The organism is Pseudomonas sp. S2_E02, from assembly GCF_054668355.1.
Genome location: NZ_CP162761.1, coordinates 4983892 through 5004247 on the forward strand (window position 1 = coordinate 4983892; position 20356 = coordinate 5004247).

Below are 20356 nucleotides of genomic sequence, written 5' to 3' on the forward strand. Positions count from 1 at the left end.
TCTGCTGGGGGCGTCATTTGCGCTTCTGTCAAGACGGGGTGAAGGAACGCAATGCGTATTACAGAGTCCGTAACTCACGGAAAGTCATAGGGAATTGGTAGTGCTGGGACTCTTCAATAAAAAGGCCAATACGTTACTGGGGATCGACATCAGTTCCACGTCAGTGAAGCTGCTGGAACTGAGCCGTCAGGGTGATCGCTACCGGGTCGAGGCGTATGCGGTAGAGCCATTGCCAGTCAACGCCGTGGTCGAAAAGAACATCGCCGAACTTGAAGGCGTCGGTCAGGCCCTGAGCCGTTTACTGGTCAAGGCGCGCACCGGGCTCAAGAGCGTGGCAGTCGCAGTGGCCGGTTCCGCCGTGATCACCAAGATCATCGAGATGGACGCCGGGCTGTCCGACGACGAGCTGGAAAACCAGCTCAAGATCGAGGCCGATCAGTACATTCCCTACCCGCTGGACGAAGTCGCCATCGATTTCGAAGTCCAGGGCGTGTCACCGCGCAACCCTGAGCGGGTCAACGTGTTGCTCGCTGCCTGTCGCAAGGAAAACGTCGAAGTCCGCGAAGCGGCGCTGGCTCTGGCCGGGCTGACCGCACGGGTAGTCGACGTCGAAGCCTATGCGCTGGAGCGCTCGTTCGGCTTGCTGGCCACGCAACTGGCGGCGTCTCAGGAGCGTCTGACTGTCGCTGTTGTCGACATCGGCGCGACCATGACCACGCTCAGCGTCCTGCACAATGGCAAGATCATCTATACCCGCGAGCAATTGTTCGGCGGCCGGCAACTGACCGAGGAAATCCAGCGCCGCTATGGCCTGACCCTCGAACAAGCGGGGCTGGCGAAAAAGCAGGGCGGTCTGCCCGATGATTACATCAGCGAGGTCTTGCAACCGTTTCGCGAGGCGCTGGTGCAGCAAGTGTCGCGCTCGCTGCAGTTCTTCTTCGCCTCCGGGCAATACAACGCGGTCGATCACATTCTGCTGGCCGGCGGCACGGCTTCAGTGCCCGGGCTGGATCGGCTGATCGAGCAGCGCCTGAGCACACCGACACAAGTAGCCAACCCGTTTGCCAACATGGCCCTGAGCAGCAAAGTCAACGCCGGGGCTTTGGCCAGCGACGCGCCAGCGCTGATGATCGCCTGCGGGCTCGCGCTCAGGAGTTTCGACTGATGGCGCGGATCAACCTCCTACCCTGGCGCGAGGAACGTCGCGAAGAGCGGCGCAAGCGCTTTCTGCTGGCCTTGATCGGCGTGGTGGTCGGCTCGGTCGGTGCGGTGCTGATTGCCGATCAGGTCATCAGCACCGCCATTGCACGACAAGTGGCGCGCAATGATTACATCGGCAAGCAGATTGCTGTGGTCGACGAACGGATCAAACAGATCAGCGATCTCAAGGCGCGTCGTCAGCAACTGGTCGAGCGCATGCGCATCATCCAGGACTTGCAGGGCAACCGGCAGATCAGTGGGCGAATCTTCGATCAACTGGCGCGCACGCTGCCGGACGGTGTGTATTTCACCGACGTGAAGATGGTTGGCAAAACCCTGTCGATCAGCGGTGCAGCCGAATCGAACAACCGGGTCTCCGAATTGATGCGCAATCTGGATGCTTCCGACTGGTTCGACGCGCCCAGTCTCAACGAGGTGAAGGCGACGACGGCGGGCCAGGTGGATCAGGCCAACACGTTCGAGTTGACCGTACGGCAGACCCAGCCCCGCACCGTGGAGGACGAGCAATGAAGCCGTCCGAATGGCTGGAAAGTCTGCGCGACATCGATTTCAACGACCTCGATACCAGCAACATCGGCTCATGGCCGGCAGCAGTGAAAGCCATCGCCGGGGCGCTGTTGATGGTGTTGGTCCTGGCGCTCGGTTATAACTTTTTCATCAGTGACCTGGAAAACCAACTCGAAGCCAAGCGCGAGGAAGAAGCCACGCTCAAGGAGCAGTTCGCCAGCAAGGCACGTCTTTCGGCCAACCTTGAGTTGTACACCCAACAAATGAAGGCGATGGAAAACACCTTTGGCGTGCTGTTGCGCCAATTGCCCAGTGACACCGAAGTGCCGGGCCTGCTCGAAGACATCACCCGCACGGGGCTGGGCAGCGGCCTGGAGTTCGAAGAGATCAAACTGCTGCCGGAGGTCACCCAGCAGTTTTACATCGAGCTGCCGATCCAGATCACCGTCACCGGTGCCTATCACGACCTTGCGACCTTCGTCAGTGGCGTGGCCGGGCTGCCACGCATTGTCACCTTGCACGATTTCGAACTCGCGCCTGCCGATAAAGAGGGCGGGCCGAAGCTGCGCATGAGCATCCTTGCCAAGACCTACCGGTATAACGACAAGGGGCTGCAGAAATGAGCCCGACTCGTTACATCGCGTTGTCGATGACGCTGCTCGCGTTGAACGGTTGTGGTGGCAGCAATGACTTCAGCGATCTTGATGCCTACCTGAATGAAGTACGCCTGCGCCCGGCAGGCAAGATTGAACCAACCCCGACATTCCGGTCTTACCCGACATTCACTTACAGCGCGGCCAACCTGCGCAGTCCGTTCTCGCGCCAGGTGCGGGTTGACCTGGCCGGGCAGAAACATGGCTCACGCAACGTCAAGCCCGATCCCAATCGGGTCAAGCAATACCTCGAAGGTTTCAACATCGAGCAGTTCGAGATGGTCGGCACGATTGCCAATGCTTCCGGCTCCTTTGCGCTGTTGCGCGGGGCGGGCGGGGTGCATCGGCTGAAAGTCGGCGATTACCTGGGGCGCAATGACGGCCGCATCGTCGCTATCAGCGCCACCCAGGTCGATGTCGTCGAAATCGTCCCCGACGGCGAAGGCGCCTGGCTGGAGCGTCCGCGCACCATTCCTTTGAAAGAGCACTCATAGTGGAAGTCGAACAATGAACAGGATTTTCTCCACCCTCGGTTTTTCGCTATGGATAGCGCTGATGTCGCCGATGGTACTCGCGTCCAATCTGAAGATGCTGGACGTGGCGGCGTTGCCGGGTGATCGCGTCGAGCTGAAGTTGTCGTTCGACGGCCCGCCGCCACAACCCAAGGGCTACACCACCGAATCGCCGGCGCGGATTGCCCTGGACCTGCCCGGTGTCGCCAGTCAGTTGGCCAGCAAGAACCTCGATCTGGGCAGTGGCAATGCGCGCACCGCTACTGTGGTTGAGGCCAAGGAACGCACGCGGCTGATTGTCAGCCTGACGCAATTGGCGCCGTACACCACGCGGGTTGAGGGCAATAACCTGTTCGTGGTGGTCGGTCAGGGCGCACCGGCCACCGCGCCGCGTCCCGCTGCCGCTGCACCTCGTGCTACCGCTAAAGCTGCTGCGTCCGCCAAGGCTTTTGTGCCGAAAAGCCGGGCGATTCGCGGTGTGGACTTCCAGCGTGGTACGGCGGGGGAAGGCAATGTGGTCATCGACCTGTCCGACCCGACCATTGCTCCGGATATCCAGGAGCATGACGGCAAGATCATCCTCAGCTTCGCCCGTACGCAGTTGCCAGACAAGTTGCGGGTACGCCTCGACGTCAAGGATTTCGCCACCCCGGTGCAGTTCGTCAATGCCGGAGTAACCGCTGATCGCACAGTCATTACTGTTGAACCCAGTGGCACCTACGAGTACTCCACCTTCCAGACCGACAACAAACTGACCGTCAGCATCCGCCCGATGACTGTCGATGACCTGCAAAAACGTAACGCTGACCGCCAGGCGTACGTCGGCGAAAAGCTCTCGCTGAACTTCCAGGACATTGATGTGCGCTCGGTGCTGCAACTGATCGCCGACTTCACCAACCTCAATCTGGTTGCCAGCGACACGGTGCAGGGTGGCATCACCTTGCGCCTGCAAAATGTGCCGTGGGATCAGGCCCTGGATCTGGTGTTGAAAACCAAGGGCCTGGATAAGCGCAAGATCGGCAATGTGCTGCTAGTGGCTCCGGCCGATGAAATCGCTGCCCGCGAGCGTCAGGAACTGGAGTCGCAGAAGCAGATCGCCGAACTGGCGCCGTTGCGCCGCGAGCTGCTACAGGTGAACTACGCCAAAGCCGCGGACATCGCCAAGCTGTTCCAGTCGGTGACCAGTGCCGAGGCGAAAATCGACGAGCGCGGTTCGATTACCGTCGACGAGCGCACCAACAATATCATTGCCTATCAGACTCAGGATCGCCTCGACGAACTGCGGCGGATCGTGGCGCAACTGGATATTCCGGTGCGTCAGGTGATGATCGAAGCGCGGATTGTCGAGGCCAACGTCGATTACGACAAAAGTCTGGGCGTGCGCTGGGGCGGCTCGATCCAGAACAAGGGCAACTGGAACGCTTCCGGGGTCAACGGTTCATCGACCACCATTGGTACGCCGGGCAGTACCAGCACCAATTCGCCGTTCGTCGACATGGGCACTGTGGGTAATACATCGGGGATCGGCATTGCCTTCATTACCGACAATGTCCTGCTTGATCTTGAGCTGACTGCCATGGAGAAGACCGGCAACGGCGAAATCGTCTCGCAGCCGAAGGTGGTCACCTCCGACAAGGAAACCGCAAAAATCCTCAAAGGCACCGAGATTCCGTATCAGGAAGCCAGTTCCAGCGGCGCGACGTCGGTGTCGTTCAAGGAAGCCTCGCTGTCACTGGAAGTCACCCCGCAGATCACCCCCGATAACCGCATCATCATGGAGGTCAAGGTCACCAAGGACGAACCGGATTACCTGAACAAAGTGCAGGATGTGCCGCCGATCAAGAAAAACGAGGTCAACGCCAAGGTACTAGTCAATGACGGCGAAACCATCGTGATTGGCGGTGTTTTCTCAAATACTCAAAGCAAGGTCGTAGATAAGGTGCCATTTCTTGGCGATGTGCCGTATCTTGGCCGCCTTTTCCGGCGTGATGTGGTATCGGAGAAAAAATCCGAGCTGCTGGTATTTCTCACACCACGTATCATGAATAACCAGGCGATTGCTGTGAGTCGTTGATTCTGTGCGAAATTTGATTCTTGTAGGACCGATGGGTGCTGGCAAAAGCACCATCGGCCGGTTACTGGCCAAAGAGCTGCGCCTGCCGTTCAAAGATTCCGACAAGGAAATTGAATTGCGCACGGGCGCCAATATCCCGTGGATCTTCGACAAGGAAGGCGAGCCCGGCTTTCGTGACCGTGAGCAGGCGATGATCGCTGAGCTGTGCGCGTTCGATGGTGTGGTGTTGGCGACCGGCGGTGGCGCAGTCATGCGCGATGCCAATCGCAAGGCCCTGCATGAGGGTGGGCGAGTGGTGTATCTGCACGCCTCTGTGGAGCAGCAGGTCGGCCGCACGTCGCGCGATCGCAACCGGCCGTTGCTGCGTACTGCCAATCCGGAAAAAACCCTGCGTGACCTGCTGGCGATCCGCGATCCGCTTTATCGGGAAATTGCCGATCTGGTGGTGGAAACCGACGAGCGGCCGCCACGTATGGTGGTGCTCGACATTCTCGATCGTCTGGCGCAGCTTCCTCCCCGTTAAAGCAGCGCTCGAAATGCGCTATCCTCGGCGTCCTGTCACAGTCCGCCGAGGTTGTGGCGGATGGCGTGCAAGCGGCGTCATACCCGCTATAGGCCGCAGATAACCAATAATTCAGGGCAGGACGCCTGCTTCCATCTTCACTGTGGGGACACATGCAGACACTCAAGGTCGATCTAGGCGAGCGCAGCTACCCGATTCATATTGGCGAAGGTTTGTTGGATCAGCCCGAGCTGCTGGCTCCGCATATCCATGGGCGGCAGGTGGCAATCATCTCCAACGAGACCGTTGCGCCGCTCTATCTTGAACGTCTGACCCGCAGCCTGGCGCAGTTCTCGGTGATCTCCGTGGTGTTGCCGGACGGCGAAGCCTTCAAGAACTGGGAAACCCTGCAATTGATCTTCGACGGTCTGCTGACCGCCCGTCATGATCGCCGTACCACCGTGATCGCCCTCGGCGGCGGTGTGATCGGCGACATGGCCGGTTTTGCCGCAGCGTGTTACCAGCGCGGTGTCGACTTCATCCAGATTCCGACGACATTGCTGTCCCAGGTCGATTCTTCGGTGGGCGGCAAGACCGGTATCAACCATCCACTAGGCAAGAACATGGTCGGCGCGTTCTACCAGCCGAACGTGGTGCTGATCGATACGGCGTCCCTGAAAACCCTGCCAGAGCGCGAGCTGTCTGCCGGTCTGGCCGAAGTCATCAAGTACGGGCTGATCTGCGACGAGCCATTCCTGACCTGGCTCGAAGAAAACGTCGATGCCCTGCGCGCGCTGGACCAGAAAGCCCTGACTTACGCGATCGAGCGCTCTTGCGCGGCCAAGGCTGCGGTGGTTGGCGCCGATGAGAAAGAAACCGGCGTACGTGCCACGCTCAACCTCGGCCACACTTTCGGCCACGCCATCGAGACCCACATGGGCTATGGTGTCTGGTTGCACGGGGAAGCAGTCGCGGCTGGCACCGTGATGGCGCTGGAGATGTCCGCGCGTCTGGGCTGGATCAGTGACGAGGAGCGTGATCGCGGTATTCGTCTGTTCCAGCGCGCCGGCTTGCCAGTGGTGCCGCCGACTGAAATGACCGAAGCCGATTTTCTTCAACACATGGCAATCGACAAAAAAGTGATCGACGGTCGTCTGCGCCTGGTGCTGCTGCGCCGGATGGGCGAAGCGGTAGTGACCGACGATTATCCGAAAGAGGTTCTACAGGCCACGCTGGGAGCGGATTACCGCGCCCTGGCTCAGCTTAAAGGTTGAAAAGATTCCAATGACTAGTTTGCATGCCGACGAGGCGTTCCTCGGCCATTTCCAGTTAAGTCACGACCCGTTCGCGCCACGCGTGCCGGGCTTCAAGTTCTTCCCGGCTCAGCGCAAACCGGTGCTGGGTCAACTGCATCATCTGGCGCGTTACAGCCAGTTGCTGCTGGTGGTCACCGGCCCGCAAGGCAGTGGCAAGACCTTGCTGCGTCAGGCGCTGGTCGCCAGCACCAATAAGCAGTCGGTGCAGAGTGTGGTGGTTTCCGCCCGTGGCGCCGGTGATGCTGCCGGTGTGTTGCGCCAGGTGGCGCAGGCGCTGAACGTCGCTCAGGCCGAAGTTGGCGCGATTCTCGATCAAGTGGTGCAACTCGCACTGACCGGCCAGGAAGTCTATCTGTTGGTGGACGACGCTGAGCAACTCGACGAGTCCGCTCTCGAAGCACTGATGGCGCTGGGTGCCGGCGCACCGGAAGGTCGCCCGCATGTGTTCCTGTTCGGTGAGTCGTCGCTGATCGCTCAGCTCGAGGCGTTGCACCTTGAGGAAGAGCGTTTCCACGTCATCGAACTGCAGCCGTACACCGAAGAAGAAACCCGCGAATATCTCGACCAACGGCTCGAAGGTGCCGGCCGGGGTGTCGAACTTTTCAGCGCAGATCAGATCTCTGATATTCACGAAAGTGCCGAGGGTTGGCCGGGCAACATCAACCAGGTCGCTCGCGATGCTCTGATCGAAGTCATGATTGCCAGCCGCTCTGCGGTCAAGCGTCCAAGTATGGGGTTCAACATGCCGAAGAAACACGTATTGGCGATTTCCGCCGTCGTTGTGGTCGCGGTCGCCGCCGCCTGGTTGATGCCGGGTCGCAACAAGGCGCCAACCACCGGCGCTCCTGCCAATGAACAGGCACAGTTGCCATTGGGGCAGGGTGCCAATGGCGGCGCACCGAACGTCGAGTTCGCCGGCAATACGCAACCGATGCCGTTGCCGCTGGTCGGTAACTCGCAACCGGTCATGCGCGGCCCGCTGGCTGAAGCCGCTGGCGGTATTACCGAAGGCGACGATGGCGTGCCGCTGGAAGGTTCCAGTGCGACTCCGCCGACCGTGACCACTTCCGCGCCACCGGCGGGCGTTCCTGCCGGTCCCGCGCCGACACCGGTTCCGTTGCCGGCCGCCAAACCGACTCCTGCTCCTGCTCAGGTTGCCACCGCCAAGCCTGCTCCGGCCGCGCCAGTCGCCAAACCGGCCCCAGCGCCGGCCAAGCCAGTCGTCGCTGCAAAACCGGCCGAGAAGCCGGTGACCGTTGCCAAAGCCGCCGGTGGCAGCTGGTATGCCGGTCAGCCGACCGGCAACTACGTGGTGCAGATCCTCGGCACCAGCTCTGAAGCGGCAGCGCAAAACTTCGTCAAAGAGCAGGGCGGTGAGTACCGTTATTTCAAGAAAGTCCTCAACGGCAAACCGCTTTACGTGATCACCTACGGCAACTTCGCCAATCGTGATGCAGCCGTTTCTGCCATCAAGGCCTTGCCAGCGAAGGTTCAGGCTGGTAAACCTTGGCCTCGCACTGTCGCCAGCGTCCAACAGGAACTGGCAACAACTCGCTGAAGATTCGGCGGCCTTACCCAGGCCGCCTCTCCAAGCACCTCAAAATTTCTACGAGTGCGCGCCGCCTTCACAGGCCGCGTGCCTTGTGGTGTCTGCGTCACAGTAGTCTTTGAGTCGTTGCGGTCAAAATTAAAAAAGTTTTGACTAGCACAGCAGATCGCTTTAAACCTTTCACAAATGCGACATGAATTTGCGACATTTCGTCGTCAAATTTGTGAGCCTCTGTGTCGCTGTGTACAATGACCACCCTTTTGCCCCCGCGAAGCCGGCGTACGTTCGGCGCAGGATGCAAGTGGTTGAATTGAAAAGAAATTTGCCTCGAAAAGAGGCAGCCTGGTGAGAAAGTGTCTATGAAAGCAGGTCTGTACCAACCAGATGAATTCAAGGATAACTGCGGTTTCGGCCTGATAGCCCACATGCAGGGCGAGCCCAGTCATACCCTTTTGCAAACGGCCATCGAGGCCCTGACCTGCATGACCCACCGCGGTGGGATTAATGCCGACGGCAAGACCGGTGACGGTTGCGGTCTGCTGATTCAAAAACCTGATGCGTTCCTGCGCGCCATTGCCCAGGAAACCTTCAGCGTCGAGCTGCCCAAGCAATACGCGGTGGGCATGGTCTTCTTCAACCAGGATCCGGCCAAGGCCGAAGCCGCTCGCGAGAACATGAACCGCGAGATCCTCGCTGAAGGCCTGCAACTGATCGGCTGGCGCAAAGTGCCGATCGACACCAGCGTCCTCGGCCGCCTGGCCCTTGAGCGTCTGCCGCAAATCGAGCAGGTGTACATCGGCGGCGAAGGCCTGAGCGATCAGGACATGGCCGTGAAGCTGTTCAGTGCGCGTCGTCGTTCGTCGGTGGCCAACGCCGTCGACTCCGACCACTACATCTGCAGCTTTTCGCACAAGACCATCATCTATAAAGGCCTGATGATGCCGGCCGATCTGGCCGCATTTTATCCAGACCTGAGTGACGAGCGCCTGCAAACCGCGATCTGCGTGTTCCACCAGCGCTTCTCCACCAACACCCTGCCGAAATGGCCGCTGGCCCAGCCATTCCGCTTCCTCGCCCACAACGGCGAGATCAACACCATCACCGGTAACCGTAACTGGGCGCAGGCCCGTCGGACCAAGTTCACCAATGATCTGATGGATCTGGAAGAACTCGGCCCGCTGGTCAACCGTGTCGGTTCCGACTCCTCGAGCATGGACAACATGCTCGAGCTGATGGTCACCGGTGGCATCGACCTGTTCCGTGGTGTGCGGATGATCATTCCGCCAGCGTGGCAGAACGTTGAAACCATGGACCCGGATCTGCGTGCGTTCTACGAGTACAACTCGATGCACATGGAGCCGTGGGACGGCCCGGCTGGTGTAGTAATGACCGACGGTCGCTACGCGGTGTGCCTGCTCGACCGTAACGGTCTGCGTCCGGCACGCTGGGTCACCACCACCAACGGTTTCATCACCCTCGCCTCGGAAATCGGCGTGTGGGACTACAAACCGGAAGACGTGATTGCCAAGGGCCGTGTCGGCCCAGGCCAGATCTTCGCCGTGGACACCGAAACCGGGCAGATCCTCGACACCGATGCGATCGACAACCGTCTGAAGTCCCGTCATCCGTACAAGCAATGGCTGCGCAAGAATGCCCTACGCATTCAGGCGACCATGGAAGACAACGACCACGGTTCGGCGTTTTACGACGTTGATCAACTCAAGCAATACATGAAGATGTATCAGGTCACGTTCGAAGAGCGCGATCAGGTCCTGCGTCCGCTCGGCGAGCAAGGCTACGAAGCCGTTGGCTCGATGGGCGATGACACGCCGATGGCCGTGCTCTCGCAGCGTGTGCGCACGCCGTACGACTATTTCCGCCAGCAGTTCGCGCAGGTCACCAACCCGCCGATCGACCCGCTGCGTGAAGCGATCGTGATGTCGCTGGAAATCTGCCTCGGTGCCGAGCGCAACATTTTCCAGGAGTCGCCGGAACACGCTTCGCGCGTGATCCTCAGCTCGCCGGTGATCTCGCCGGCCAAGTGGCGCTCGCTGATGAACCTCGACCGCCCGGGTTTCGAGCGGCAGATCATCGACCTCAACTACGACGAAAGCGTTGGCCTCGAAGCGGCGATCCGCAACGTTGCCGATCAGGCTGAGGAAGCCGTGCGCGCCGGGCGGACTCAGATCGTTCTGAGCGACCGCCATATTGCCCCGGGCAAACTGCCAATCCACGCATCCCTGGCGACCGGTGCCGTACACCACCGCCTGACCGAAAAAGGCCTGCGCTGCGATTCCAACATCCTCGTTGAAACCGCAACCGCGCGCGATCCGCATCACTTTGCGGTGCTGATCGGCTTCGGCGCCTCGGCGGTCTATCCGTTCCTGGCCTATGAAGTGCTGGGCGACCTGATCCGCACCGGTGAAGTGCTGGGCGACCTCTATGAGGTGTTCAAGAACTACCGCAAAGGCATCACCAAAGGTCTGCTGAAAATTCTGTCGAAGATGGGCATTTCGACCATCGCTTCGTACCGTGGTGCGCAGCTGTTCGAAGCCATCGGTCTGTCCGAAGAAGTGTGCGACCTGAGCTTCCGTGGCGTGCCGAGCCGCATCAAGGGTGCGCGTTTCGTCGACATCGAAGCCGAACAGAAAGCGCTCGCCAGCGAAGCCTGGAGTCCGCGCAAGCCGATCCAGCAGGGCGGTCTGCTGAAGTTCGTCCACGGTGGCGAATACCACGCGTACAACCCGGACGTGGTCAACACCCTGCAAGCTGCCGTGCAGCAGGGCGACTACGCCAAGTTCAAGGAATACACCTCGCTGGTGGACAACCGTCCGGTGTCGATGATCCGCGACCTGTTCAAGGTCAAGACCCTCGACAAGCCGCTGGACATCAGTGAAATCGAACCACTGGAATCGGTGCTCAAGCGCTTCGACTCCGCCGGTATCTCGCTGGGCGCCTTGTCGCCGGAAGCTCACGAAGCCCTGGCCGAAGCCATGAACCGCCTCGGTGCGCGTTCCAACTCCGGCGAAGGTGGTGAAGATCCGGCGCGTTACGGCACCATCAAGAGCTCGAAAATCAAGCAAGTCGCGACTGGCCGTTTCGGGGTAACCCCGGAATACCTGGTCAACGCTGAAGTGCTGCAGATCAAGGTCGCGCAAGGCGCCAAGCCGGGTGAGGGCGGGCAACTGCCGGGCGGTAAAGTGAACGGGCTGATCGCCAAACTGCGTTATGCAGTGCCGGGCGTGACCTTGATTTCGCCGCCGCCGCACCACGACATCTATTCGATCGAAGACTTGTCGCAGCTGATTTTTGACCTGAAGCAGGTCAACCCAAAAGCACTGGTTTCGGTCAAATTGGTAGCCGAAGCAGGCGTCGGCACCATCGCCGCCGGTGTGGCCAAGGCCTATGCGGACTTGATCACCATCTCCGGCTACGACGGTGGCACCGGTGCTTCGCCGCTGACTTCGATCAAATACGCCGGCGCACCGTGGGAACTCGGCCTCGCTGAAACCCACCAGACCCTGCGCGGTAATGACCTGCGCGGCAAGGTCCGGGTGCAGACCGACGGCGGCCTGAAAACCGGCCTCGACGTGATCAAGGCAGCGATTCTCGGCGCCGAAAGCTTCGGCTTCGGTACTGCGCCGATGATCGCGCTGGGCTGCAAATACCTGCGTATCTGCCACCTGAACAACTGCGCCACCGGCGTCGCGACGCAGAACGAGAAGCTGCGCAAGGATCACTACATCGGTACCGTCGATATGGTGGTGAATTTCTTCACCTACGTCGCCGAAGAAACCCGTGAGTGGCTGGCCAAGCTCGGCGTGCGCTCCCTCGAAGAGCTGATCGGTCGTACCGATCTGCTGGAAGTCCTCGAAGGCCAGACCGCCAAGCAAAACCACCTGGACCTGACGCCGCTGTTGGGCAGCGATCACATCCCGGCAGACAAACCGCAGTTCTGCGGTGTTGAGCGCAACCCGCCGTTCGACCAAGGTTTGCTGGCCGAGAAAATGGTCGAGATGGCTTCGTCGGCGATCAACGACATGAGCGGCGCCGAGTTCGATCTGGACATCTGCAACTGCGACCGTTCGATCGGCGCGCGGATCTCCGGCGAAATCGCCCGCAAGCATGGCAACCAAGGGATGGCGAAAGCGCCGATCACCTTCCGCTTCAAGGGCACGGCGGGTCAGAGCTTCGGCGTGTGGAACGCCGGCGGTCTGAACATGTACCTCGAAGGCGACGCCAACGACTACGTCGGCAAAGGCATGACCGGTGGCAAGCTGACCATCGTGCCGCCGAAGGGCAGCGTTTACAAAACTCAGGAAAGCGCCATCATCGGCAACACCTGCCTCTATGGCGCCACGGGCGGCAAGCTGTTCGCCGCCGGCACCGCAGGCGAGCGTTTTGCCGTGCGTAACTCCGGTGCCCACACGGTTGTGGAAGGCACTGGCGATCACTGCTGTGAGTACATGACCGGTGGTTTTGTCTGCGTTCTGGGCAAGACCGGTTACAACTTCGGCTCTGGCATGACCGGTGGTTTCGCCTACGTGCTCGATCAGGACAACACCTTCGTTGACCGGGTCAACCACGAACTGGTGGAAATCCAGCGGATCAGCGGCGAGGCGATGGAAGCCTATCGCAGCCACCTGCAAAACGTGCTGAACGAGTACGTCGCGGAAACCGACAGCGAGTGGGGTCGTGAACTCGCTGAAAACCTCGATGACTACCTGCGCCGTTTCTGGCTGGTCAAGCCTAAGGCTGCCAACCTGAAGTCGTTGCTTTCCAGCACTCGTGCCAACCCGCAGTGATATGCGCCTGAAGAGTTTGATGAGGTTTTAACAATGGCTGAACGTCTGAATAACGACTTCCAGTTCATCGATGTCGGGCGCAAAGATCCGAAGAAGAAACTGTTGCGTCAACGCAAGAAAGAGTTCGTCGAAATCTACGAACCGTTCAAACCCCAGCAGTCGGCCGATCAGGCCCACCGCTGCCTGGGTTGCGGCAACCCGTATTGCGAATGGAAGTGCCCGGTGCACAACTTCATTCCCAACTGGCTGAAGCTGGTGGCCGAAGGCAACATCCTTCAGGCCGCCGAGCTGTCGCACCAGACCAACACCCTGCCGGAAGTCTGCGGCCGGGTGTGCCCGCAGGATCGTCTGTGCGAGGGTGCCTGCACCCTTAACGACGGTTTCGGCGCGGTGACCATCGGTTCGGTCGAGAAGTACATCACCGACACCGCGTTCGCCATGGGCTGGCGCCCGGACATGTCCAAGGTCAAACCGACCGGCAAGCGTGTCGCCATCATCGGCGCGGGCCCGGCGGGTCTGGGCTGTGCCGACGTGCTGGTACGCGGCGGCGTGACCCCTGTGGTGTTCGACAAGAACCCGGAAATCGGCGGTCTGCTGACCTTCGGCATCCCCGAGTTCAAGCTGGAAAAGACCGTGCTGAGCAATCGTCGCGAAGTCTTCACTGGCATGGGCATCGAGTTCCGTCTGAATACCGAAGTCGGCAAAGACGTGACCATGGAACAACTGCTCGCCGAATACGACGCAGTGTTCATGGGCATGGGCACCTACACCTACATGAAGGGCGGTTTTGCCGGTGAGGATCTGCCGGGCGTTTATGACGCGCTGGACTTCCTGATCGCTAACGTCAATCGCAACCTGGGCTTTGAAAAGTCGCCGGAAGATTTCGTCGACATGAAAGGCAAGAAGGTTGTGGTACTCGGCGGCGGCGACACGGCGATGGACTGCAACCGCACGTCGATCCGTCAGGGCGCCAAGTCGGTGACCTGCGCTTATCGTCGCGACGAAGCGAACATGCCCGGCTCGCGCAAAGAGGTGAAGAACGCCAAGGAAGAAGGCGTGAAATTCCTCTACAACCGCCAGCCGATCGCTATCGTCGGCGAAGACAAGGTTGAAGGCGTGAAAGTGGTCGAGACCCGTCTCGGCGAACCGGACGCCCGTGGCCGTCGCAGCCCAGAGCCGATCCCGGGTTCCGAAGAGATCATCCCGGCTGATGCCGTGGTCATCGCCTTCGGTTTCCGCCCGAGCCCGGCGCCGTGGTTCGAACAGTTCGAAATCCAGACCGACAGCCAGGGCCGCGTTGTTGCGCCTGAGCAAGGTCAGTACAAGCACCAGACCAGCAACCCGAAAATCTTTGCCGGTGGCGACATGGTGCGCGGTTCCGACCTGGTGGTGACGGCGATCTTCGAAGGTCGCAACGCCGCCGAAGGGATCCTCGATTACCTGGGCGTCTGATCCCGGCTCCTGAGCCAAAGCAACACCCCTGTGGGAGCGAGCCTGCTCGCGAAAGCGGTCTGTCAGCCAACTGCAATGTTGGATGTGCCGGCCTCTTCGCGAGCAGGCTCGCTCCCACAGTTGTTTCTCGGTGTTGCTGATAACGCGTTTCCAACGCAATAAATTGACCCGATAGACAAAAGGCTGACCTGCATCCGTGCCTTTTGCGCCGCGCTCTGAGAAAATGCCCGCACTTTTTTTCCGGATGCCGACATGACTGCCCTGAAGAACGACCGTTTCCTCCGCGCCCTGCTCAAGCAACCCGTTGACGTCACCCCGGTGTGGATGATGCGCCAGGCCGGCCGCTACCTGCCGGAATACCGCGCCAGCCGCGCCCAGGCCGGTGATTTCATGAGCCTGTGCATGAATCCGGAATTCGCCTGCGAAGTCACCATGCAACCGCTCGACCGTTATCCACAACTGGACGCGGCGATCCTGTTTTCTGACATCCTCACCATCCCTGATGCCATGGGCCAAGGCCTGTACTTCGAGACCGGTGAAGGTCCGCGCTTCAAGAAAGTCGTCAGCACCCTCGCTGACATCGAAGCCTTGCCAATCCCTGATCCGCACAAAGACCTCGGCTATGTGATGGACGCAGTCAGCACCATCCGTCGCGAGCTGAACGGCCGTGTGCCGTTGATCGGTTTCTCCGGCAGCCCGTGGACCCTGGCGACCTACATGGTTGAAGGCGGTTCGTCGAAAGACTTCCGCAAGACCAAAGCCATGCTCTACGACAACCCACAAGCCATGCACCTGCTGCTGGATAAACTGGCGCAGTCGGTGACCTCGTACCTCAACGGCCAGATCATGGCTGGCGCGCAAGCGGTGCAGATTTTCGACACCTGGGGCGGCAACCTGTCGGCGGCGGCGTATCAGGAGTTCTCGCTGGCCTACATGAAGAAAATCGTCGGCGGCCTGATCCGCGAACACGACGGTCGCAAGGTGCCGGTGATCCTCTTCACCAAAAACGGCGGCCTGTGGCTGGAAAGCATCGCCGAGGCTGGTGCCGACGCACTGGGCCTGGACTGGACCTGCGACATCGGCAACGCCCGCGCCCGTGTTGGTGACAAGGTTGCCTTGCAAGGCAACATGGACCCGACCGTGCTCTACGCCAAACCGGAAGCGATCCGCACTGAAGTCGGACGCATTCTGGCCAGCTATGGCAAGGGCAGTGGCCATGTGTTCAACCTCGGTCACGGCATCACGCCTGAGGTTGATCCGGAGCATGCGGGCGCCTTCCTGCGCGCGGTGCATGAATTGTCGGCGCAGTATCACGAGTGATCGCCACACCATAAAAAACGCCCGGCTAAATGCCGGGCGTTTTTGTTTCCACGATTCAACGTTGTACGCAGATCAATTGTAGGAGTGAGCCTGCTCGCGATAGCGGTGGATCAGCAAACTTTGCATCAACTGACAAAACGCCTTCGCGAGCAGGCTCGCTCTCACATGGGTTTTGTCTCAGGCCTTAACACCCTGCAACGGCGGCAACTTCGCCAGCTTCAACGCCACCAGCAGCGCAATCAGCAACAGCGCACCAATAAACAGGCCTATGCCATTCCAGCCGCCGAGATGCCAGAACACCCCGCCCGCCGTGCCTGCAATGCTCGATCCTGCGTAATAGCTGAACAGGTACAACGACGAGGCCTGCCCCTTTGCCTTCGTCGCGCGTCGACCGATCCAGCTACTAGCCACCGAATGCGCGCCAAAGAAGCCAAAGGTGAAAATCAGCATGCCGATGATCACCAGCAACAGTGGCGTAAACATCGTCAAGGCAAGGCCGGCAAACATCAGAGCAATCGTCGCCCACAGCACTTTGCGTCGCCCCAGTTTGTCTGCCAGCGAGCCAATCTTCGCCGAGCTGTAGATCCCCGACAGATACACCACCGACAGCAAGCCCACGAACACCTGATCGAGGTTGTACGGTGCGGCCAGCAAGCGATAGCCGATGTAGTTGAACAGCGTGACGAACGCGCCCATCAGCACGAACGCCTCAAGAAACAGCAGCGGCAGACCGGCATCACGAAAGTGCATGGTGAAACCGTCGAGCAAACTGCGTGGGTGCAGTGAGCGCGAACGGAAGTTGCGCGACTCCGGAAGGATCTTCCAGAACACCGCTGCGGCAATCATCGCCAGACCGCCGATCACCAGCATCGCCGTGTGCCAGCTGACAAAGTCGATCAGTACTCCGGTGATCAAGCGCCCGCTCATCCCGCCAATCGCGTTGCCGCCGATGTACAACCCCATCGCCAGGCCGATGTGCTGTGGATGAATCTCTTCGCTCAGATAAGTCATTGCCACCGCCGCCAGCCCGCTCAGTGATAGCCCGATCAGCGCACGCATGATCAGCACGCCTTCCCAGCTCGGCATCATCGCGCTGGCCATGGTGCACAGCGCTGCTGCGAACAGCGCAGTCACCATCACCGGTTTGCGCCCGACCCGATCGGAAATCGGCCCGGTGATCAGCAGGCCGATGGCGAGCATGCCGGTGGCCACCGAGAGGATCAGGCTGCTCTGCGCGGCGTTGATACCGTATTCTTGGGACAACAGCGGCATCATTGGCTGCACGCAATACAGCAGGGCAAACGTCGCAAAACCGCCGCTGAACAGCGCCAGCACCGTGCGCATGAACATCGGCGTGCCTTTTTCGATGTAGATCTCTTGCAGCTCGGCGACGACATCGTCCGCAGCGGCGGGCGGGACTTCATGGGCAAGGGGCGCGACAGCAGTTTTCACTTCAGACCTCGGAGGGCACGGCCAGGCAGGCAATGAAAAAATCATATAGCTGGCTAATGTTTCTATCCAATATATTGTTCGACCTGTTTGATAGCTTTAACGACCTAATGAGGTTTCCATGGAATTGCGTCATCTGCGCTACTTCATCGCCGTTGCCGAAGAGCTGCATTTTGGCCGTGCCGCACAAGTGCTGGGGATTTCTCAGCCACCACTGAGCCAGCAGATTCAGGCGCTGGAGCAAGAGGTAGGCGCGCGACTGTTCGAACGGACTAATCGTCGGGTCGAGCTGAGTGAGGCCGGGCGATTGTTTCTGGAGGAGGCGCGGTTGGTGCTGGCGCAGGTTGATAAAGCGGCGGATGTTGCCCGACGTGCGCAACTCGGTGAGCTGGGTGAGTTGAAGATTGGCTTCACCTCGTCGGCACCGTTCAACTCGACCATTCCCCAGGCGATTTTTTCCTTTCGCCAGCGTTTTCCAGCGGTGCACCTCAATCTGCGGGAGATGAGCAGCACGCAAGTCGCCGAGGGTTTGGTGGATGAGTCGATAGAGGTGGGCATCATGCGCCCGCTGGGTTTGCCCGATTCGCTGAGTGTGGTGGAGTTGATGCGTGAGCCGCTGGTCGCCGTGCTCGGTTCCAAGCATCCACTGGCCCAGGGATCGGAGGAGGGCTTGTTCCTCTCGGCGCTGGCGCTGGAGCCGTTCGTGTTCTTTCCGCGCAGCTACGGCAGCGGGCTGTATGCACAATTGCTGAGCCTGGCGCGTGATGCCGGGTTCAGCCCGCATTTCGCCCAAGAGGCGGGGGAAGCCATGACCATCATCGGTCTGGTCGCAGCGGGGCTGGGGGTTTCGGTGCTGCCGGCGTCTTATCAGCGGATGCGTATCGACGGCGTGGTCTACCGCCCGTTGCTCGATCCGGAAGCGGTGTCGGCGGTGTGGCTGGTGCAGCGCAAGGATCAGAAGTCGCCAATGGCCAAGGCGTTCGTCGACCTGCTCACGCAAAAGGTCGAACCTTCAAAGGCGTGATTGCTGCGCAATCAAATCGCGAGCAGGCTCACTCCCACAGGGGAACGCATTCCAAGGTGGGAGCGAGCCTGCTCGCGAAGACGTCCGCTCAATCAACACAATGTTCATGGCAACCGCACCAAATCCCCCTTCAACGCCACCCGCGTGACAAAAATCCCCGCCCGGCACTCGTAGGTATTCAAGTCCTTGCGCACATGCTGGTCGTAGTAACTGACGATATTGACCACTGCATTCGCCCCGACCCGCTTGGCATCGGCCTGCAGCTTGATCAGATTCGACTGCAACACCCACTCGCAGGAGTTGTGGTCGCTCTTGTTGAACCCATTGGTCTTCAAATCACTGACCACCCCCCGGCGCAGTAACTGCTGAGTGCCCTGCGGCCCATTGCCGAGCAAATAGAACTTCACACTGCCATCCAGCCGTCCGGCGCGAATCGCGTCCGACAGCACGGTTTCGAAGGGCATGTACATCAGGTTGGTGGCTTGGCTGGCGCTGGGCAGTAGCGCGAGAAGCGCAGCGGCGATCAGGGCTTTCACTTGCATGGTCATCTCCTTGACGGTGAAAGAGAACCGCGAGTGCAGGGCTGATAGGCTCGCCGTTCCATCAGGCGCGGTGCGACGGCCTGTCCGGACGAGTGTAGAGCTGAAATGAGCAGGGCGCCGAATGGTGCCCTTGTGGCGAGAAAATTTATCTTCGCTTGATCGCGGATTTGAGGTGATTGCGATCTGGACTACACAAGGTCAGTGCATTCCCTACGAAAACTTCAGAAGTGAGTGCCTTGTGTGAATAACCTAAGGACGTTAATTTTCTTAACGCCAGAAATCATCAAGAAAAAACATGATCGAAAAATTCACGAACTGGGACTCAATCGATTATTTGAAAACTGAAGAGGACTTGGTGACCTATCTTGAGATTTGCCTGGATGAAGCAGGGGGAGATCTTCGGTTCATCGCCAAAGTGCATGGGACGATTGCCCGTGCCCGCCTCAGGATGTTGGGCAACGCCCCAAAATGTTCCCGCAAGGGGCTTGTGAGACTCTGAGGATCCTGGGTGACCAGCCATCGCAGAGCCAGACAGGTAATTGGCGATGACAAGCCAACCTGTTTGTGAAAGGGCGCCGAATGGCGCCCTTTGTCGTTTCTACAATCCCATCAATCCACGTGCGCCAAATCCCCGCGCAGCGCCACGCTCGACACCACCAGCCCGGCACGGCACTGGAATTTTTCGGTGTCTTTGTACAGGTCGCGCTGGTCGACGCTGGCGATGTTGATCACCGCATTGGCGTCGGCTTTTTTTGCGGCGTTTTGCAGGGTGGCCAAGGCCGATTGCAAGGCCCAGAAGCAGGCGTCTTCGTCGGATTTGTTCGAGCCGTTGGTCTTGCGGCTGCTGCTCACGGTGTCGAGTTTGCGCACCTGTTTTGGCAGCGTTTCGCCGGCCAGATAGAACTTCACGCTGCCGTCGAGCAGGCCGGCGTCGGTGGCGCGTTTAACGCCTTCGCGGAAGCTCAGGTAAGTCGGCTCGTCGGCGCCCTGTTTGATGATGCCCAAGCTGTTGACGGCTTCGATGTCCGGGTTGATCGACAGCTCTTTGAGCACGTTGTCGCGCAGGCGATTGACCCAGCGGTTGTAGTTGCCGTGGATCTTGCCGTCCTTGGCATCGAGGCCGTAGCTGCTGCGGTAGTCGATTTCAAACGAAGTCGGGGTGAACGGGATGTCGACTTCGGCGTGATGGCGACCGCGCACGGTGATCGCTGCTTTGATCATGCCCGGACGCACCGATTGCACGACCCACTGGCGGTCGTTCAGCGCCGTGACGATGGCGCGGCTCATCTGTTGCTGGGTGAAGCCGAGGTTGTGCGAGAACTCTTCCTTGGCGTTGTAGACCGGTTTGCTGGTGCAACCGCCGAGCACAAAAGCCAGTGCCAACAGAGCGGCGATGCGGTGAAACTGAGTCATTCCCTTCACTCCAAACG

16 protein-coding genes are annotated in these 20356 nt (G+C 59.8%); 13 read left to right on the forward strand and 3 right to left on the reverse strand.

Translation table 11 applies throughout. The features are described 5' to 3' along the window. Window positions 1-100: 100 nt before the first annotated feature. The 11 genes from AB4O01_RS22440 (at window position 101) to hemE (ending at window position 15911) form a co-directional block, all read left to right on the forward strand. Window positions 101-1165: a pilus assembly protein PilM gene (locus AB4O01_RS22440; RefSeq protein WP_093430076.1), complete on the forward strand. Its 1065-nt coding sequence runs from the start codon at window positions 101-103 to the stop codon at window positions 1163-1165. Next, on the forward strand, window positions 1165-1731 hold the full coding sequence (locus AB4O01_RS22445; RefSeq protein ID WP_095047205.1) for a PilN domain-containing protein: 567 nt from the start codon (window positions 1165-1167) through the stop codon (window positions 1729-1731). Before AB4O01_RS22440 ends, AB4O01_RS22445 begins: the two co-directional genes overlap by 1 nt. Next, a complete protein-coding gene (pilO, locus tag AB4O01_RS22450; protein ID WP_095047206.1) occupies window positions 1728-2351 on the forward strand; it encodes a type 4a pilus biogenesis protein PilO in 624 nt (207 codons plus the stop codon). The genes AB4O01_RS22445 and pilO overlap by 4 nt, the downstream gene beginning before the upstream one ends. Further along, complete coding sequence (locus AB4O01_RS22455; RefSeq protein WP_095047207.1) at window positions 2348-2875, forward strand: pilus assembly protein PilP; 528 nt, start codon at window positions 2348-2350, stop codon at window positions 2873-2875. The genes pilO and AB4O01_RS22455 overlap by 4 nt, the downstream gene beginning before the upstream one ends. A gap of 13 nt (window positions 2876-2888) precedes the next feature. Further along, window positions 2889-4967, forward strand: coding sequence for a type IV pilus secretin PilQ (pilQ, locus tag AB4O01_RS22460; protein ID WP_460089579.1), 2079 nt, complete (start codon window positions 2889-2891; stop codon window positions 4965-4967). 4 nt (window positions 4968-4971) lie between these two features. Next, a complete protein-coding gene (gene aroK, locus AB4O01_RS22465; RefSeq protein WP_011332081.1) occupies window positions 4972-5490 on the forward strand; it encodes a shikimate kinase AroK in 519 nt (172 codons plus the stop codon). A 152-nt stretch (window positions 5491-5642) separates the two neighbouring features. Then, entirely contained in the window at window positions 5643-6743 is a 1101-nt protein-coding gene (gene aroB, locus AB4O01_RS22470; RefSeq protein WP_093430081.1) for a 3-dehydroquinate synthase, read from the forward strand. Between the two features lie 10 nt (window positions 6744-6753). Next, a complete protein-coding gene (locus AB4O01_RS22475) occupies window positions 6754-8343 on the forward strand; it encodes an AAA family ATPase (protein WP_099757779.1) in 1590 nt (529 codons plus the stop codon). Between the two features lie 350 nt (window positions 8344-8693). Further along, the gene (gltB, locus tag AB4O01_RS22480) at window positions 8694-13139 is read left to right on the forward strand and encodes a glutamate synthase large subunit (RefSeq protein WP_093430083.1); all 4446 of its coding nucleotides are present in this window, start codon (window positions 8694-8696) and stop codon (window positions 13137-13139) included. A 33-nt stretch (window positions 13140-13172) separates the two neighbouring features. Beyond that, window positions 13173-14591, forward strand: coding sequence for an FAD-dependent oxidoreductase (locus AB4O01_RS22485; protein ID WP_007909438.1), 1419 nt, complete (start codon window positions 13173-13175; stop codon window positions 14589-14591). Window positions 14592-14843: 252 nt separating this feature from the next. After that, window positions 14844-15911, forward strand: coding sequence for a uroporphyrinogen decarboxylase (gene hemE / locus AB4O01_RS22490; protein WP_460089581.1), 1068 nt, complete (start codon window positions 14844-14846; stop codon window positions 15909-15911). Between the two features lie 177 nt (window positions 15912-16088). Here hemE and AB4O01_RS22495 read toward each other — a convergent pair whose 3' ends face one another. Then, the gene (locus AB4O01_RS22495) at window positions 16089-17363 is read right to left on the reverse strand and encodes an MFS transporter (protein ID WP_460089582.1); all 1275 of its coding nucleotides are present in this window, start codon (window positions 17361-17363) and stop codon (window positions 16089-16091) included. Window positions 17364-17481: 118 nt separating this feature from the next. Between AB4O01_RS22495 and AB4O01_RS22500 the strand changes: the two genes are divergently transcribed. Continuing rightward, on the forward strand, window positions 17482-18384 hold the full coding sequence (locus AB4O01_RS22500; protein ID WP_460089584.1) for a LysR family transcriptional regulator: 903 nt from the start codon (window positions 17482-17484) through the stop codon (window positions 18382-18384). A gap of 104 nt (window positions 18385-18488) precedes the next feature. On the opposite strand, the gene AB4O01_RS22505 is transcribed toward AB4O01_RS22500, so the two are convergent. After that, window positions 18489-18926 carry an excinuclease gene (locus AB4O01_RS22505; protein WP_093430086.1) on the reverse strand — a complete coding sequence of 146 codons (438 nt, stop codon included), beginning with the start codon at window positions 18924-18926 and terminating at the stop codon, window positions 18489-18491. A gap of 295 nt (window positions 18927-19221) precedes the next feature. Between AB4O01_RS22505 and AB4O01_RS22510 the strand changes: the two genes are divergently transcribed. Beyond that, window positions 19222-19425 (forward strand): helix-turn-helix domain-containing transcriptional regulator, encoded by a 204-nt coding sequence (locus AB4O01_RS22510; protein WP_093430087.1) that lies wholly within the window; start codon window positions 19222-19224, stop codon window positions 19423-19425. 110 nt (window positions 19426-19535) lie between these two features. Here AB4O01_RS22510 and AB4O01_RS22515 read toward each other — a convergent pair whose 3' ends face one another. After that, window positions 19536-20339: a hypothetical protein gene (locus AB4O01_RS22515; protein WP_460089586.1), complete on the reverse strand. Its 804-nt coding sequence runs from the start codon at window positions 20337-20339 to the stop codon at window positions 19536-19538. Window positions 20340-20356 lie beyond the last annotated feature (17 nt).

Coding starts and splice junctions, on each gene's coding strand:
- pilQ (WP_460089579.1), top strand. CDS start 2,889: ATGAACAGGATTTTCTCCACCCTCGGTTTTTCGCTATGGATAGCGCTG.
- gltB (WP_093430083.1), top strand. CDS start 8,694: ATGAAAGCAGGTCTGTACCAACCAGATGAATTCAAGGATAACTGCGGT.
- aroB (WP_093430081.1), top strand. CDS start 5,643: ATGCAGACACTCAAGGTCGATCTAGGCGAGCGCAGCTACCCGATTCAT.
- hemE (WP_460089581.1), top strand. CDS start 14,844: ATGACTGCCCTGAAGAACGACCGTTTCCTCCGCGCCCTGCTCAAGCAA.
- AB4O01_RS22515 (WP_460089586.1), bottom strand. CDS start 20,339: ATGACTCAGTTTCACCGCATCGCCGCTCTGTTGGCACTGGCTTTTGTG.
- AB4O01_RS22455 (WP_095047207.1), top strand. CDS start 2,348: ATGAGCCCGACTCGTTACATCGCGTTGTCGATGACGCTGCTCGCGTTG.
- AB4O01_RS22485 (WP_007909438.1), top strand. CDS start 13,173: ATGGCTGAACGTCTGAATAACGACTTCCAGTTCATCGATGTCGGGCGC.
- AB4O01_RS22505 (WP_093430086.1), bottom strand. CDS start 18,926: ATGCAAGTGAAAGCCCTGATCGCCGCTGCGCTTCTCGCGCTACTGCCC.
- pilO (WP_095047206.1), top strand. CDS start 1,728: ATGAAGCCGTCCGAATGGCTGGAAAGTCTGCGCGACATCGATTTCAAC.
- AB4O01_RS22510 (WP_093430087.1), top strand. CDS start 19,222: ATGATCGAAAAATTCACGAACTGGGACTCAATCGATTATTTGAAAACT.
- AB4O01_RS22475 (WP_099757779.1), top strand. CDS start 6,754: ATGACTAGTTTGCATGCCGACGAGGCGTTCCTCGGCCATTTCCAGTTA.
- AB4O01_RS22500 (WP_460089584.1), top strand. CDS start 17,482: ATGGAATTGCGTCATCTGCGCTACTTCATCGCCGTTGCCGAAGAGCTG.
- AB4O01_RS22445 (WP_095047205.1), top strand. CDS start 1,165: ATGGCGCGGATCAACCTCCTACCCTGGCGCGAGGAACGTCGCGAAGAG.